15 protein-coding genes are annotated in these 15866 nt (G+C 74.1%); 6 read left to right on the forward strand and 9 right to left on the reverse strand.

The genetic code is table 11. The features are described 5' to 3' along the window. Window positions 1-36 precede the first annotated feature (36 nt). Both ACIBMZ_RS20320 and ACIBMZ_RS20325 read right to left on the reverse strand, forming a co-directional pair. Window positions 37-195, reverse strand: a complete 159-nt coding sequence (locus ACIBMZ_RS20320) for a hypothetical protein (RefSeq protein ID WP_396695964.1) — start codon at window positions 193-195, stop codon at window positions 37-39. After that, complete coding sequence (locus ACIBMZ_RS20325) at window positions 195-1271, reverse strand: RDD family protein (protein ID WP_396695966.1); 1077 nt, start codon at window positions 1269-1271, stop codon at window positions 195-197. The genes ACIBMZ_RS20320 and ACIBMZ_RS20325 overlap by 1 nt, the downstream gene beginning before the upstream one ends. Before the next feature lie 41 nt (window positions 1272-1312). On the opposite strand from ACIBMZ_RS20325, the gene ACIBMZ_RS20330 reads away from it, so the two are divergent. Beyond that, complete coding sequence (locus tag ACIBMZ_RS20330) at window positions 1313-2281, forward strand: stage II sporulation protein M (RefSeq protein ID WP_396695968.1); 969 nt, start codon at window positions 1313-1315, stop codon at window positions 2279-2281. Between the two features lie 23 nt (window positions 2282-2304). Here the strand turns inward: ACIBMZ_RS20330 and ACIBMZ_RS20335 are convergent, their stop codons facing one another. The 5 genes from ACIBMZ_RS20335 to ACIBMZ_RS20355 are packed head-to-tail and all read right to left on the reverse strand — an operon-like array spanning window position 2305 to window position 7385. After that, window positions 2305-3615, reverse strand: a complete 1311-nt coding sequence (locus tag ACIBMZ_RS20335) for a DUF58 domain-containing protein (protein WP_396695970.1) — start codon at window positions 3613-3615, stop codon at window positions 2305-2307. After that, window positions 3612-4601, reverse strand: a complete 990-nt coding sequence (locus tag ACIBMZ_RS20340) for an AAA family ATPase (protein ID WP_396695972.1) — start codon at window positions 4599-4601, stop codon at window positions 3612-3614. Before ACIBMZ_RS20340 ends, ACIBMZ_RS20335 begins: the two co-directional genes overlap by 4 nt. After that, window positions 4598-5965: a DUF4350 domain-containing protein gene (locus ACIBMZ_RS20345; protein ID WP_396695974.1), complete on the reverse strand. Its 1368-nt coding sequence runs from the start codon at window positions 5963-5965 to the stop codon at window positions 4598-4600. The genes ACIBMZ_RS20340 and ACIBMZ_RS20345 overlap by 4 nt, the downstream gene beginning before the upstream one ends. Next, complete coding sequence (locus tag ACIBMZ_RS20350; protein ID WP_396695976.1) at window positions 5962-6543, reverse strand: DUF4129 domain-containing protein; 582 nt, start codon at window positions 6541-6543, stop codon at window positions 5962-5964. The genes ACIBMZ_RS20345 and ACIBMZ_RS20350 overlap by 4 nt, the downstream gene beginning before the upstream one ends. Next, entirely contained in the window at window positions 6540-7385 is an 846-nt protein-coding gene (locus ACIBMZ_RS20355) for a hypothetical protein (protein WP_396695978.1), read from the reverse strand. The genes ACIBMZ_RS20350 and ACIBMZ_RS20355 overlap by 4 nt, the downstream gene beginning before the upstream one ends. 209 nt (window positions 7386-7594) lie before the next feature. On the opposite strand from ACIBMZ_RS20355, the gene mtrA reads away from it, so the two are divergent. The 5 genes from mtrA to hpf all read left to right on the forward strand — a co-directional run bounded on the left by mtrA (window position 7595) and on the right by hpf (window position 13458). Continuing rightward, complete coding sequence (gene mtrA / locus ACIBMZ_RS20360) at window positions 7595-8284, forward strand: MtrAB system response regulator MtrA (protein WP_111245291.1); 690 nt, start codon at window positions 7595-7597, stop codon at window positions 8282-8284. A gap of 12 nt (window positions 8285-8296) precedes the next feature. Next, window positions 8297-10078, forward strand: coding sequence for an MtrAB system histidine kinase MtrB (mtrB, locus tag ACIBMZ_RS20365; RefSeq protein WP_396695990.1), 1782 nt, complete (start codon window positions 8297-8299; stop codon window positions 10076-10078). Beyond that, a complete protein-coding gene (locus tag ACIBMZ_RS20370; RefSeq protein WP_396695992.1) occupies window positions 10075-11871 on the forward strand; it encodes an LpqB family beta-propeller domain-containing protein in 1797 nt (598 codons plus the stop codon). Before mtrB ends, ACIBMZ_RS20370 begins: the two co-directional genes overlap by 4 nt. 8 nt (window positions 11872-11879) lie before the next feature. Continuing rightward, window positions 11880-12578, forward strand: coding sequence for a ComF family protein (locus ACIBMZ_RS20375; RefSeq protein ID WP_396695994.1), 699 nt, complete (start codon window positions 11880-11882; stop codon window positions 12576-12578). A gap of 250 nt (window positions 12579-12828) precedes the next feature. Beyond that, window positions 12829-13458, forward strand: a complete 630-nt coding sequence (gene hpf, locus ACIBMZ_RS20380; protein WP_396695996.1) for a ribosome hibernation-promoting factor, HPF/YfiA family — start codon at window positions 12829-12831, stop codon at window positions 13456-13458. A gap of 73 nt (window positions 13459-13531) precedes the next feature. Here the strand turns inward: hpf and ACIBMZ_RS20385 are convergent, their stop codons facing one another. After that, on the reverse strand, window positions 13532-14641 hold the full coding sequence (locus ACIBMZ_RS20385) for a GNAT family N-acetyltransferase (RefSeq protein ID WP_396695998.1): 1110 nt from the start codon (window positions 14639-14641) through the stop codon (window positions 13532-13534). After that, a complete protein-coding gene (locus tag ACIBMZ_RS20390) occupies window positions 14638-15786 on the reverse strand; it encodes a GNAT family N-acetyltransferase (protein WP_396696000.1) in 1149 nt (382 codons plus the stop codon). The genes ACIBMZ_RS20385 and ACIBMZ_RS20390 overlap by 4 nt, the downstream gene beginning before the upstream one ends. Between the last annotated feature and the right edge of the window lie 80 nt (window positions 15787-15866).

Here is a 15866-nt window from a genome sequence, read left to right on the forward strand (position 1 = left end):
CGTTCGTGCGTCTCCGCTGTCGGCGGGGCGGACGGTTCAGCGGGGCCGGTCCTGGCGGCGGGCGGGCCGGACCCAGGTCCAGACGCACCAGACCAGCCAGGTGAGCGAGACCACCGCCGCCAGGGTGCGCAGCCGCAGCGCACTGAGCAGCAGCACCAGCCCGAGCACGGCCAACCACGGCAACAGACCTCTCATCACGGCCTCCCCGGTGTGCGATCGACCTCGGGCACCGGAGCCTGGTCGGACTCGGCGACCGGGGACGGTCGTACCGCCGGTCGGCCCTGGGCCGGCACCGGTGCGCGGGGCGGTTCCGGCGCCACGGTGCCCGGCTGCCCGGGAGCGGCGGGCCGTGGCCACGGTACGCCGAGTGGCGCGCTCGCCGGGCCGTCCGTCCGGTCGGTCTCGGGCAGCAGACCGAGCCGGGGCCAGAGCGCGGCGGTGAGCACGCGCTCCTCGGCGAGCCGGTGCCGGGCCCGCCGATGCCGTTCACCGAGCACGGCGGCCAGGTAGACCGCCGCCGGATATCCGTCCGGTGCGGGCGGGGTGACGGCCGCGCCGACCTCCCGCCACAACCGCCGGGCCAGGTCGTCGGAGGCCGGACCGGTGAACAGATGTGCCCGGGCTAGGTACTGCCGGGTGGCCAGCGCCAGCTTCGGATCGAGTCGGCTCAGATCCAGCGTGTACGCCCAGTTCCGCAACGCCGGCACGGTGGCCGGGACCGGACGCCAGGACGTCGCGGTGCGGGTGTGCACCACCAGGGTGCCCGCCACCAGGTCACCGAGACGCCGCCCCCGGGAGTCGGTGAGCATCACCGTCACCCCGGCCACCCAGGACAGCAGCGGCAGCACCAGACCGGGCCACTCGACGGCCACCCCGACCAGCGCCCGGGCCAGCGACTGGCGCAGCCCGACCGGGGCACCGTCGACACTGACCACCCGCAGGCCCACCGCCGCCTTGCCGGGGGTGCGGCCGTGGTTGAGTCGCTCGCACAGCACCGGGTAGCCCACCAGCAGCAGCACCACCCCGATGGTGAGCAGTGCCCGCTCGGTGGCGGCGTCGATCGCGCCGTCCGGCAGCGCGGCCAGTCCCAACCCGACCAGCGCGGCCAGCAGCAGACCGAACAGGAGTTGGATCAGCACGTCGAGCAGCAGCGCGAGCACCCGGGAGCCGATCCGGGCGGCGCGTACGTCCAGCTCCACCGCCTCACCGCTGACCAGCTCGGCATCGCCCCAGGCCGGGGCGTTCCACGGTCGCGATGCTGCTGTGCTCACCCGCACAGTGAACACTATGATCGCGCGGACGGGGGTGGACGGTGGATCTCGACGCGTACGTCGCCGAGCACGGCGGGGAGTGGCGCCGGCTGGACCAGCTCTCCGGCCGCCGACGGTTGACCGTGGACGAGGTCGACGAGTTGGTCGCGCTCTACCAGCGCGCCACCACCCAGCTCTCCATGCTGCGCAGTCGCTCGCCCGACCCGGCCCTGGTCGGCCAGCTCTCCCAGGTGGTGCTCCGGGCCCGGGCGCGTCTCACCGGTCGACCGCGTCCCTCGTGGGCGGTCGTCGGACGGTTCGTGCTGGTCGACTTCCCCGGGGCGGTCTGGCGCGCGGCCCCCTGGTGGTGCGCGGTGGCGACCGCCTTCACGCTGCTCACCTTCACCCTGATCGGGTTCGTGGCGGACAACCCGGAGACGGCGGCGGCGTTCGTCGGCGAGGCGGAGGCCGCCCACCTGGTGGAGTCCGGCTTCGCCGGCTACTACACCGAGTTCTCCGCACCGACGTTCGCCTTCCACCTGTGGACGCACAACGCCTGGCTGGCCGCGAAGTGCCTGGCGGCGGGCGTGCTGATCGTCCCGGTGGTGTACCTGCTGTGGCAGAACGTGGTGAACATCGGCGTGGTCGGTGGCGTGATGGTCGGGTACGGCCGGGGGGACGTGTTCTTCGGCCTGATCACCCCGCACGGGCTGCTTGAACTGACCGGGGTGTTCGTGGCCGCCGGAGTCGGGCTGCGCCTCGGGTGGGCGTGGATCGCGCCGCCCGAGCAACTCACCCGGGGACAGGCGGTGGCCCGGGCCGGTCGCGACGGCGTGGTGGTCGCCCTCGGCCTGGTGGTGGTCTTCGCGATCTCGGCGGTGATCGAAGCCTTCGTCACCCCCGCCCCGGTGCCGACGGCCCTGCGCATCACCGTCGGCGCCGCGGCCTGGCTCGCCTTCCTGACGTACGTCTTCGTGCTCGGCTATCGGGCCCGTGGCGAGGGCGGCGATGCCCCGGCCGTGCCGAACTGACCGTCGGGCGGCAGCCGATCGGATCAGAGTCGACCGGTGAACTTGAGCCGCAGGTAGGCGTCGGTCAGCGCGGGGGCGAGGTCAGGCGCCGGAGCGTCGATGACGGTGACGTCGTGGCCGACCAGGGCTGCCGTGAGCCGGTCACGTTCGGCGAGCGTCCGCCAGGCCGCAGCAGCCGCGTAGGCGTCCTCGACCCGGTGGGGCGCTGCGGTGGCGAGCGTGGCGAGCACCGGGTCCTGGGCCGCCGCCACCACCACCCGGTGCCGGGCGGCCAGCCGGGGCAGCACCGGCAGCAGACCCTCACCGAGGGCGCCGGGCTCCAGCGCGGTGAGCAGGACGACCAGGCTGCGTGGGCGGTGCCGGCGCAGCAGTTCGCCGGCGATCAGGCGGAAGTCGGTCTCCACCAGGGCGGGTTGCAGTGGCGCGAGGGCGTGCGCCAGTCGGCTCCACTGCGCCGGCCGCTCCGCGCCACTGACCGACGCCCGGGTGACCGCGTCGGCGGCGAACACGTCGACCCGGTCACCCGCCCGGGTGGCCAGCGCGGTGAGCAGCAGTGCCGCCTCGATCGAGGTGTCCAGTCGCGGCTCGTCCCCGAGGCGCACCGCCGAGGTCCGTCCGGTGTCCAGCACGCAGACCACCCGGCGGTCCCGTTCGGGGCGCCAGGTGCGGACCAGCACCTCGGCCCGCCGGGCGGTGGCCCGCCAGTCGACGGACCGCACGTCGTCGCCGGGTACGTACTCGCGCAGGGTGTCGAACTCGGTGCCCGCGCCGCGTCCCCGGCCGACCTGGCGGCCGTCGATGACCCGCAGCCGGGACAGCTTCTCGGGCAGGTGCCGCCGCGAGTCGAAGCGGGGCAGCACCCGCAGGGTCCACGGCGGCGTCGCGGGTCGCCCGTTCCACTGCCGGAACGCCAGCCCGAGCGGCCCGAGCGAACGGACCGTCAGCGTCACGGCGGGCCGGTCGCCCCGGCGGGTCGGGGTCAACCGGCTGGGTAGCGCCACCACCGTCCCGGGGGCGACGTGCACCGCGCGGCTCGGCGACACGTCGGGCCGGGCTCCGGCCGAGGGCACCCAGGCGTCGCGGACCTGGGCCCGCAGTGGCCGACCGGAGAGGTTGCCCAGGTGCAGCACGACGGTGGCGGTCCCGCCGAGCCGGACGGCCCGTTCGCCGTCCCGCGAGGCGGTGAGCGACCGCAGCGGCGCGGCGAGCGCGAGGTCCACGACGAGCAGCAGCAGGACCGCGCCGACCATCACCGCCACCCCGACGAACGGGGCCGGCCACAGCGGCAGGGTCAGCGCGCCCACCGCGAGCAGCGCCGCCGCCCGCCAGGTCATCGCGGGGTCGGCACGGTGGCCAGCACCGTGTCCAGCACGGCGTCGACCGCGACACCCTCCAGCTCGGCCTCGGGGCGCAGCCGGAGCCGGTGCCGCAGGGTCGGCCGGGCCATCGCCTTGACGTCGTCGGGCAGCACGTGGTCGCGACCGCTGAGCCAGGCCCACGCCTTGGCGGTGCCGAGCAGACCGGTGGCGCCACGGGGCGAGGCGCCCAGTTCCAGCGCGGGTACGACCCGGGTGGCCCGGCACAGGTCGACGACGTAGCCGAGCAGCGGTTCCGCGACGTGTACCCGGCTCACCGCCGCGCGCGCCGTGGCGAGGTCGGCGGCACCGGCCACCGGGCCCACCCCGGCACCGGCCAGGTCGCCCGGGTCGAAGCCGGCGTGATGGGCGCGCAGCACCCCCAGTTCCTCGTCCCGGTTGGGCAGCGGCACGGTCAGCTTGAGCAGGAAACGGTCCAGTTGGGCTTCCGGCAGCGGATAGGTGCCCTCGTACTCCACCGGGTTCTGGGTGGCCACCACGATGAACGGGTCGGGCAGTGCACGCCGCTCGCCCTCGACGGTGACCTGCCGCTCCTCCATCACTTCGAGCAGCGCGGACTGGGTCTTCGGCGGCGTCCGATTGATCTCGTCGGCGAGCAGCAGGTTGGTGAAGACCGGCCCTTCGCGGAAGGTGAACGCGGCGGTCCGCGAGTCGAAGACCATCGAGCCGGTGACGTCGCCGGGCATCAGGTCCGGGGTGAACTGCACCCGCCGGGCCGTCAGGTCCAGCGCGGCGGCGAGCGTCCGCACCAGCAGCGTCTTGGCCACCCCCGGTACGCCCTCCAGCAGTACGTGGCCCCGGCAGAGCAGCGCGACGACGAGGCCGGCGACGACGGCGTCCTGCCCGACGACCGCCTTGGCCACCTCGGCGCGCAACCGGTGCAGCGCGGCCCGGGCGGGGTCGGCGGCGAGCGGGTCGGCGGTGGTGGTGGCGGGTCGGGTCACCGGGGGTCTCCTTCGGTTCGGGGCTGCGGTACGGGGGGTGACGGTCGTGCCACGACAGGATCGGCGCAGGTTGCCCGGTCCAGACCGGTCGCCAGGTCCAGCAGATCCTGGTCGGTGTCCGGCGGCGGGCCGTGCAGCAGGCGGTCGACGGCCTCCCGGGAGGTGCCGGTACGGGCCGCCACGGCGGCGGCCACGCCTTCGTGCCCGGTCTGCGCGGGCAGGTGCAGTCGGCGGGCCAACCGGGTCCGGGCGGCGGCCCGCAGTGTCTCGGCGGTGCTCTCGTGAGCCTGCGCCCGCTGATAGAGGCGGGCCCGTCCGTGCACGGTCTCGGCGGCGGGGACGGTCACCGGCAACGGCTCCGGCGTCGGCGGACCGAGCCGACGGGCCCGCCACACACCGACCAGCAGGGCGGCCAGGAGCAGTTGCAGCAGCAGTGCCCAGAACCAGGGCGGGAAGGCGGACCAGAGCGGGTTGGTCGAGTCGTCCGGCCCGGACCGGCCGGGTCCGGAGGCGTCCCGCCCCGACCGGTCGCCGGGGGTGCTGCCCTCGCCGTCGCCGGTGCTCACGTCGGTGTCGTCCCCGGGCTCGCCGTACCCGGAGTCGGTCCGGTCCGGTGGTGGGGCGACCGGACCCGGGGGTGGCGCGGGCGGCGGTGGCGCGGGGCCGTCCAGGTCGAGCCAGACCACCCGGCCGGTGCCGGCGAGCAGGCCGGTGGCGAAGGCGCGGTTGTCCCGCTCGTCGATGCGGCTGTTGCGGAACGGGTCGCTGGCTCCCACCACCAGGCTCTCGCTGGGCCCCGGCAACCGGGCCAGACCGGCGGCGAAGCAGAGTTCGACCGGTTCCACGCGACCGGTGGGCGTGTACCGCGTCCGGGTGACGGCGGCGGTGTCGACGCCGGCCATCTCGGGCAGCGGGCAGGCCCGGCCGTCGTGGTGCGGTGCGACCGCCCGCGCCGCCCAGCGTCGCGCGACGGGTCGGATCGGCAGCCCGGCGGCGTCCAGCACCCGCCGGGGCGGATCGACCAGCACCAGCCGGGTGCCGGTGGGCAGCAGACCGAGATCGTCGACGGTACGCGGGTGCAGCAGTTCGGGCGCCGGGACGAACAGGGTGGCCGGTGCTCCCCGGACGGCCCGCAGCGCCTGCATCGTCTCGGTCTCCCGCTGCACCACGACACCGTCGCGGGTCAGGCTGGCCGCGAGCCGGCTGCCGCCGTCGTCCCCGGTGGACACCGGGGAGAGGAAGCCCGGGTCGGTCTGGTCGGGCTGGTCGAACTCGCGACTGACCAGGGTGACGGTGAGGAGCAGGGCGGCGAGGACGACCGGGATCACCACCCGGTGTCGGCGGCGGGTGGTCCGGGGCGTCACCACGTGGACCCCACCGACGCGTCGGCGGCGAGGATCTGCCGCAGCCGGTCGGCGTGTTCCCGCATCCGGTGGTCGTGGTCGGCGGTGGCGCCGCGTTGGGCGTACCAGAGCTCGGAGAAGATGTCCGCCGCGGCGGACAGCGGCGGACCGACGGGTGGGTGCGTGGCCCGGGCGTCGCTGACGACCTCGGCGACGGTCATGCCCGGCCGGATCCAGACCACCCGCCGGTCGGTGAGTTCGTGCAGCATGGCGCGGAGCCGTTCCCGGACGGCCTCGGCGTAGCGGCCGTCGGCGGAGAGCCGGTCGGCCAGGTCGGGCGCGGCGACCGGCGGCAGGGCCGGGGCCGGTACACCGACGACGGTGGACGTGGGCACCGCCCGGACCGTCTCGGTGCGTTCCGGTCGGCTCCGGGTGCGGCGACGCAGTCGGGGGATCCGTCGGGGCACCCAGCTCGGGAAGGTGTACCAGCCGACCGCCACCATGGCCGTGACCAGCGCCAGCACCAGCGTGACCAGCGGCAGCGGCACGTGGTCGCCGAGTGCCGCCGTGGTCTCGGTCCACCACCGGCTCGGGTTCATCCGCGCACCGCCAGGGCGGTCGGTGTCGCGTCGGCCGGTTGTCGGGACAGGTGGATGTCCAGCCCTTCGGTGCGGATGCGGGTCTCCAGGTGCAGGACCGCGTCCAGACAGGCCAGCGCGGCGTACGCGACGGTGTTGACCGCGGCCCAGAGCAGGGCGGCGGTCACGACCAGGGCACCCTCGCCCTCGATCAGGCCGAGGGTGGACAACCCGATGAACATGCCCCAGCCGAGACCGACCCGGATGATCCACCAGACCAGGTACCCGAGTGTCCGCAGGGCGGCGGCCCGACCCTCGACCCGCAGGGCGAGCGAGGCCGAACGGGTGAGCGCCCGCAGCGGGACGACCCGGTCCAGCACGAGGGCGGGAGCCACCGCGCCGAGCAGGGCCCATCCGACGAACCACGCCGGGCCGAACAGCGACAGGAACAGCATCACGGCACCCACCAGCAGGGCGAGCAGCAGGGTCGCGCCCCACCGGCCGCCGGTGGGGCGTACCAGGTGCCGGGCGGTGCGGCGGTGACCGAGCAGCGCGCCCCCGGCGGCTCGGGCGGCCGGGTTGCCGAGCAGGACGACGATCGTCGCCTCGGTCGCCGCGCCGAGCGCGAGCAGCAGCCAGAACCCGCCGAGGTTGTTGAGGTTCGGCAGCCACCACAGTGGTGGACCGACGCCGAGGGTGGCGCGCAGCGGCAGCAGGAGGAGTTGCTCGCCGACGGCGAGGACGGCGGCGAGAGGGAGCAGCGTCGAGGCGTGGTGACGCAGCAGGAGTACGGCGGAGTCGAGGAGTTCACCGACGGTGAGTGGGCGGCCGGGGAGCACGGCGGTGGGGCCTGCTTCGGGCACGCGTACTCCTGGGAGGCGTGGATGGTGGCGCGCGGCGGCGCACCCGGGGATCATGTTGACACGCGCGGTCCGCCCGGGTGCAGCCCCGGCCCGGGGTGGCGCGCGCGAGCGGTGCAACCGGCCGGTGTTGGGCACCGCGCGTCCTTCGGCAGTAGCGTGCCGTAGGACGCCGAGCCCAACCGAACTGACGGGATGGAAACATTAACCCCATGAGAGCCCGGGTACTGGTGGTCGACGACGACCCTGCGCTCGCCGAGATGCTCGGCATCGTGCTGCGCAGTGAAGGCTTCATGCCGTCCTTCGTGGCGGACGGGGAACGGGCATTGGCCGCGTTCCGCGACAACCGACCCGATATCGTCTTGCTAGACCTCATGTTGCCTGGAATGAGCGGAATCGACGTGGCGCGGGCGATCCGGGCCGAATCGGGCGTGCCGATCGTCATGCTCACCGCCAAGAGCGACACCGTCGACGTGGTGCTCGGCCTGGAGTCCGGGGCGGACGACTACGTGGTGAAGCCGTTCAAGCCCAAGGAGCTGGTCGCCCGGATGCGGGCCCGGCTGCGGCGGGGCGAGGACGCGGCACCGGAGATGCTCACCATCGGCCCGCCCGGCAACCAGATCTCCATCGACGTGCCGGCGCACACCGTCAGCCGCAACGGCGAGGAGGTGAAGCTGACGCCGCTGGAGTTCGACCTGCTGGTGGCGCTCGCCCGCAAGCCGCGGCAGGTCTTCACCCGCGAGGTGCTGCTGGAGCAGGTCTGGGGATACCGGCACGCGGCGGACACCCGGTTGGTCAACGTGCACGTCCAGCGGCTGCGTGCCAAGATCGAACCAGATCCGGAGCGCCCGGAAATCATCCTCACCGTGCGCGGCGTGGGCTACAAGGCGGGTACCGGATAGCCTGGTCGCACTGTGACCAACTCCCCGCTACCGGATCTTGACACGACGTCCCACCGGCGAGGTGCCGGGTGGGAGCTGTGGCGTGGGCTCAGTGGCCGGGCCGCGCGGCTGTTCGCCGGACTGCACCAGACCTGGCGGCGCTCGTTGCAGGTCCGGGTGGTGACCATCACCCTGGTCGTCTCCAGTCTGCTGGTGGGCGGGTTCGCCTTCCTCATCGCCGACAAGATCACCAGCATCCTGCTGGACAACGCCAAGACCGACGTCCAGCTCCGGCTGACGAACGGCGCCGAGTACGCGGCCAAGCAGTTCAGCCTCTACGGCCAGCCCCAGGAGGCCCAGCTCCAGGAGACCATCGACGGCACGGTCAACTACCTGGCCGGCGGGGACCCCCAGCAGAACAGCGGTGTCGTGGTGGCCCTCACCGCGGACAGCTACCCCGGGGTGATCGAGCCCCGCACCTCGCCGTCGGTGAACGTCCGGCCGCTGATCAGCCCCGAGCTGCGAGCCGCGGTCACCGACGGCAACGTGGCCAACCAGATCGTCACCGGTCGCCTGACCAGCGACGACGACACGAAGTACCTGGTCTACGGCACGCCGGTGCCGACCCAGTTCGGCCAGGTGGAGCTCTACTACTTCGTGCCGCTGACGGTGCAGGACGTGACGTCCGGCCAGGCCCGGGCCACCGTGATCGGCACCGGCGTGGCGCTGGTGCTGCTGCTCGGCGTGCTGGCCGCGCTGGTGACCCGGCTCGTGGTGCTGCCGGTGCGGGTCGCCGCCCGGACCGCCCAGCGGCTCTCCGCCGGTCTGCTCGACCAGCGGATGGCGGTCAACGGCGAGGACGACCTGGCCCTGCTCGCCGCCTCGTTCAACCAGATGGCCACCAACCTGCAACGACAGATCCTGCGGCTGGAGGAGATGTCCCGGCTGCAACGTCGGTTCACCTCGGACGTCTCGCACGAGTTGCGTACCCCGCTGACCACGGTCCGGATGGCCGCCGACCTGATCTTCGCCGAGCGGGACGAGTTCGACCCGGCGGTGGCCCGAAGCGCCGAGCTGCTCCAGGCCGAGCTGGACCGGTTCGAGGAGTTGCTGACCGACCTGCTGGAGATCAGCCGGTTCGACGCCGGCTTCGCGGTGCTCGACTCCGAGCCGACCGACCTGGTACCGGTGGTGCACCGGGTGGTGGACCGGCTCTCCGGTCTGGCCGAGCGGGTCGGGGTGACGATCGAGCTGGACGTGCCGTCCGCCCCGGTGATCGCCGAGATCGATCCGCGCCGGGTCGAGCGGGTGCTGCGCAACCTGGTCGGCAACGCCGTGGAGCACGGCGAGGGCCGACCGGTGCGGATCACGCTCGGGATGGACGAGACCGCGGTGGCGCTCACCGTCCGCGACCACGGCGTCGGGCTCAAGCCCGGCGAGGAGAAGTTGGTGTTCAACCGGTTCTGGCGGGCCGACCCGTCGCGGGCGCGGCAGACCGGCGGCACCGGGCTGGGGCTGTCGATCAGCCTGGAGGACGCCCGGCTGCACGGCGGCTGGCTGGAGGCGTGGGGCGCGCCCGGACAGGGTGCCCAGTTCCGGCTCACTCTGCCGGCGCGGGCCGGGGACCGGCTGACCACCTCGCCGTTGCGTCTGGTGCCGGCCGACGCGACGCTGCCGTTCGGCGGTGCCCCGGCCGGGAGCCTGCTGGCCATCGGCCCCGCACCGGCCGGCGGGCTCACCGTCGTTCGGACGGGCAGCGGGACCAGCGGGACCACGCCGCCGGTGCCCGAGCAGCGCGCGGAGGTGGGCTCGTGAGGCGCCGGGTGGCCGGCGCCGTGTTCGGCACCGCCCTGGCGCTGACTCTCACCGCAGGATGCGGCATCCCGGATCAGTCCGAGGTGCAGGTCGAGCAGCGTGGGCCGGCCGCCGAGGCGAGTTGGTCGCTGGGACGGGGCAGCGAGCCGCCGACCCGCACGGCCAGCGGTAGCGACGCCGAGGCGTTCGTCCGCAACTTCCTGGCCGCCGCCGCGGGCGAGCCGGACCGGGCGTACGAGCGGGTCAAGCAGTTCATCGCGGCGGCCGACAAACCCAGCCTGCAGGAGCGGCAGGGCAGCGAGGTGGCGCTGTCGGTGGTACGTCTGACCGACGACCCGGTGATCGAGCCGGACGTGGACAGCATGAAGGTCACCATCACCGTGCAGCAGGTCGGCCTGCTGCGGGCCAACGGCATGCTGGTGCCCCCGCTCGCCACCGAGTCGACCTACGAGTTCCGGCTGATCAGTGCCGGCCCGGCGGGCCAGGACGACGCCGGCTTCTATGTCAGCGACCCGCCCAACGTGCTGCTGCTCAGCGACGAGGCACTGCGCCGCTACTACCAGGCCCAGTCGATCTACTTCTGGAACTCCGACCGCACCCGGCTGGTGCCCGACCAGCGCTACCTCTCCTCTGCCGTGCCGCCCGAACGCCGGGTCAGCGAGGTGGTCCGCTGGTTGACCGCAGGCCCCTCGGAATGGCTGCGGGCCGGCGCCTCCGGCCTGCCCGACCGCACCGAGATGATCAACAATGCCACCGGCGCGGACGGCCGGTGGGAGGTCAACCTGGACATGCCCGGCGCCGACGACGGGCGTCTGGAGCAGCTTGCCACCCAGCTCGCCTGGTCTCTGCCGGAGCTGGAGGGCACCGTCGAGATCAAGATTCTGAACCAGTCCCGCAAGGTGGTCGACCTGGGCGGGCAGCGGTCGTCCAACCCGCTGTACACACTCGACGGCACCGCCCGGTACTGCGTCTACGACGGAGCGATCCACGGGCTGGCCGTGACCAGCGAGCCGAATCGGCCGGTCCCGGTCGCCGCCGAGGCCAACCGCGGAATCGTCTCCGCCGGGCTGCGCCGGGCCGGCCCCGACGTGCTGGCCGCGCTGGTGGTGACCGGCGAGGACGGGAAGCAGCGGCTGAGCGTGGGGCGGGGCCGGGACGTGGTGGAGGACCTCGTGACCGAACCGGCCCGTGGCCACACCGCGATCAGCCGGCCGGTCTGGCTGCGCAGCGACCACGGTCGCCCGTACGGGCTGGTGGTCGCCGACAGCCGGCTGTACCGCTTCGACGACCAGGCGGCACTGCGGCCGGTGCAGTTGGGCCTGCCGGGCCGGGTCAGCGCCGTCGCTGCGGCACTGGACGGGCACCGGGTCGCCCTGATCGTCGACGGTGCGCTGTACGTGGCGGCGATCAGTTGGGAGGGCGGCGTGCCCACGGTCGGCCCGGCGCGGCGACTGGTCACCTCGTTGACCCGGACGACGGCCGTCGACTGGGGCGCGGAGAACCGGCTGCTGGTGGCCGGCTCGGCGGGTCGACCGGCGATCTACGACGTCAGCGTGGACGGTGCCCTGGAGACCCCGCTGCGGGAGGACGCCGGAGCCGAGGTGAGCCACCTGGCCGCGTACCCGACGATGCCGCTGTCCCCGTACGCGGGCTCGTTCATGTACGAGGCGAACGGTGTCGCGTACCGCAGCAACCCGTTCGAGCGGATCGTCCGGGACCAGGTCCAGGACGTCACCCCGCCGCCGGCCGGAGTGCGCCCGGGCAACCCCACCGCGCCCTTCTTCCTCTACTAGGCGTCGCCGTGCTGGGCGGGCTCTGGGCGGACCTGACCGACCTGGTGCTGCCCGCCGACTGTGCCGGTTGCCGGGAACGCCGGTCGGGGCTGCGGCACGGGGTGTGTCCGGAGTGCGTCGCCACGCTCGGGGCACTGCGTCCCGGGCCGGTGCGGCCGGTGCCCGCGCCACCCGGGCTGCCGCCCTGTCACGCCCTGGGCCCGTACGGCGGGCCGTTGCGGGAGACCCTGCTGGCGTACAAGGACCATGGCCGGCACGGGCTGGCCCGACCGCTCGGTGCCCTGCTCGCCGAGGTCGTCGCGGCGGCGGTCGGCCCGGTGCGCCCGGTGCTGCTGGTGCCGGTGCCGGACACCCCGGCGGCGGCCCGGGCCCGGTACGGCGACCACCTCGCCCGGTTGACCCGCCACTGTGCCCACCGGCTCCGCGCGGCGGGCTGGCCGGTGCGGGTCCACCGGCCGCTACGCGCCACGCCACGGCCGGACTCGGTGACGCTGGACAGCGTCGGCCGTGCGGCTGCCGCCGTGGAGGCGTTCCGGGTGCGACCCGGCCTCGGATCGGTGCCGGACGGGGCGCGTGTGGTGCTGCTGGACGACATCGTCACCACCGGGGCCACCCTGGCGGCGGTCAGTCGCGTGCTGACCGTCCACGGCTGGTCGCCGTCGGTGGCGACGGTGCTCGCGGCGACCGAGCGAAGGCGCCAACCGTAACCGATTGTGTTTCCGTTTCACCCCTTCGTGTATGAGCTGTGGAAATCACCCGGTGGTCTTGGCGACGGGGGGTGACTGCCGGGCGAACAGGAGTTAGCGTTTGGCTGTCGAGGGTAGGAAGGCAACTCCACCCACCCCCGGCGGTGAGAGGAGGCGTAGCCGTATTGACCGGTCGACGCCGAACGGGGCCGTCCCCACCACGCGCGACCGGGTTGCTCGGATCGAAGACCATCCGATCGAGGGAGGTCACGTGGACATCGTGGTCAAGGGCCGTAACGTCGAAGTGCCGGATCACTACCGGGTACACGTCGCAGACAAGCTCGCGAAGATCGAACGCTACGACCACAAACTTATTCGTGTCGATGTGGAGCTGTTCCACGAGCGCAATCCGCGCCAGGCCGATCACTGCCAGCGGGTGGAGATCACCTGCTACTCCCGGGGCCCGGTGATCCGGGCGGAAGCCTGCACCGACGACTTCTACAGTGCGCTCGACGCGGCCATCGCCAAGCTCGACGCCCGGCTGCGCCGCGCCGCCGACCGACGCCGCGTACACCGTGGCCGGCACACGCCGATCTCGGTCGCCGCCGCCACCGCCGGCCTGCCGGTGACCGACCTGCCCGCGCTCGCCGCGCCCGCGGAGTCCGGCACCGCCACCGCCGTGGCCGAGCGGCCCGAGGACGAGCACGAGCAGGACCAGCCCTGGCACATCGCCCGGGAGAAGGTCCACCCGGCCGAGCCGATGACCGTCGACGACGCCCTCTTCCAGATGGAACTGGTCGGCCACGACTTCTACCTGTTCCACGACAAGGAGTCCGGACGGCCGAGCGTGGTCTACCGACGGCACGCCTACGACTACGGCATCATCTCGCTGGACATCTGAGCGGCCCGCCGCCGCCTCCGGGTCGGGGAGCGCCCGAGCCGGAGGCGGCGCGACCGGTCACCGGCCCAGCGTCTCAGTCCACCGGGTCGGTGCGGAGCAGCCCGTACACCGTGGAGTCGGCCCGGGTGCCCTCCGCGCCGGGCAGCCGCCCGCGCAGCAGGCCCTCCCGGCGGAAGCCGGCCTTCTCCAGGACCCGCTGCGAGGCGAGGTTCTCCGGCAGGGTGCCCGCCCAGAGCCGCGCCAGCCCGACGTGGTCGAACCCCCACCTGGTCAGCAGCCGGACGGCGCGGGTGGCGTACCCGCGCCCGTACCAGGGCGGCAGCAGGCTGTAGCCGATCATGGCCTGGCTCGCGGGTGGCTCGTGGACCAGCGAGCACCCGCCGACGAACGCATCGCTGGCCGCGTCCCGGAGGACCAGGGCGGCGGTCCGGCCGACCAGCCACTGGCTCTGCGCGGCGGCGCACCTGCGGTCCACCGCGTCGCGCGCGTACGGCTCGGGTGGCACCATGCTGGCCACCACCTCCGGCGTGCTGTGCAGGCGGTACATGTCGTCCGCGTCGTCGGGGCCGAGCGGGCGCAGCACGACCACCCCGTCGGTGAGCCGACCGTCGGGCAGGTCCGGCAGCGGACGCGGGGACGGTCCGGGCGGATCGTCGGCGAGGCGTACCCAGACCGTCAGGTCCCGCCGGCCGCCACCGCGCACCGGCCCGCCGCTGCGGCGTACCCCCTCCGGTCGGAAGCCGGCGGCCAGCGCGACCCGCTGGCTGGCCGTGTTCTCGACGTGGGTGAGCAGTTCCAGCCGGGCGGTGCCGGTGGCGAAGGCCCGCTGCGCCAGGGCTCGGGTGGCGGCGGTGGCGACGCCCCGGCCGCGCGCCCACGGCGCCACCCAGTAACCGATCTCGGCCTGGGCGCGCTGCGGTACCGGATGGCTCAGCCCGACCGTGCCGAGCAACCGGTCGTCGTCGAGGTCGGCGACGGCGTAGGCGGCGCCGCCGGTGGCGAAGGCCGCCGGAGCCCCCTCGGTCACCCACCAGCGACCATCGGCCTCGGTGTACGGGCTGGGCAGCCCGTCCAGGTAGCGCCGGACCAGCGGGTCGGCGCAGCCGGCGACGACGTCGGGGACGTCGTCGGGGCGGAACGGGCGCAGCCGGACGTCCGCCGTCTCGATGGTCTCCGGGGTCATGCCAGATCCTCCGCGAGGAGGCCGCCGACCCAGGCGTCGACCCGGGTGCCGCGGTGGGTGAGTGTCCGCCGGGCGGTGCCCTCGACGGTGAAGCCGACCTTCTCGGCGACCCGCCGGGAGGCGACGTTGCCGACGCCGGCCCGCCACTCGACGCGGGCCAGGCCGAGCACGGCGAAGCCCCAGGTGCAGAGCGCGGCCAGCGCCGCGGTCTGGTGCCCCCGGCCACGGGCGTACGGCGCGGTCATGAAGCCGACGTCGGCCAGCAGCGGGTCGGTGGCGGACAGCCGCAGGTCGATCGTGCCGACGTAGCGGTCCTGCCGGTCGGCGAGCGCGTAACAGGCGGCGGTGCCCCCGGCCCACGCCTGGCGGCAGTACTCCAGGAACGACTCGGCGTCCCGTCGCCGGTAGTCCGTCGGGAGGCTGGTCCAGCGCCGTGTCTCCGGATCACGGCAGGTGGCCTCGATCGCGTCGAGGTCGTCCTCCTCCATGGCCCGCAGCCGCAACTCCTGGTCGTCGGAGGTGGCGAACAGGACGGGCTGCGGCCGACCGAAGACCGCCGCCCGCCGGGCCGGCAGGGTGCCCGGCCCGGCCGGACCCGTCTCGCCCGGTGCCGGCACCTCCTCGGGCGACAGCGACCCGATCCAGCCCTCCGGTCGACCCTCCGGTGCCGGATCGGCCAGCCGGAGTCGGCCCTCGACCCGGAAACCCGCCCGCAGCGCGACCAGCCGGGAGGCGTGGTTGCCCAGTTCCGCCTGCCAGATCAGGCGGCGTAGCGGCACCGCGTCGAACGCCCAGCGGGCGACCGCCCGGGTGGCGCGTACCGCCACACCGCGTCGCCGGGCCCACGGGGCGGTCCAGTAACCGACCTCGCCGGTGCCCTGGTGGATCGAGACGAGGCCGCAGGAGCCGAGCAGGGTGCCGGTGGTGGCGTCGCAGACCGCGAAGGGCGCCCCGGTGCCGGCCGCCCAGGCCGCCGGGGCGAGTTCGGCGACGAACCGTCGGGCGTCCACCGCCCGGTACGGGCGGGGTACGGTGGTCCAGCGCTGGATGTCCGGATCCTGGCAGGCGCGGTACACGTCGGCGGCGTCCTCGGGTTGCCACGGACGCAGCAGTACGCCGTCCTCGGCGATCTCCACGGGCTCCATCCGAGACATCGTGCCGGATCGTTCGCCCACGGCGTAACCGGAAGACCGAGCGGTGGGCGGCCCGTCGGAGCGTTATGTCG

The organism is Micromonospora sp. NPDC049900 (assembly GCF_044461025.1).
In the GTDB taxonomy this organism is placed as follows: Bacteria; Actinomycetota; Actinomycetes; order Mycobacteriales; family Micromonosporaceae; genus Micromonospora.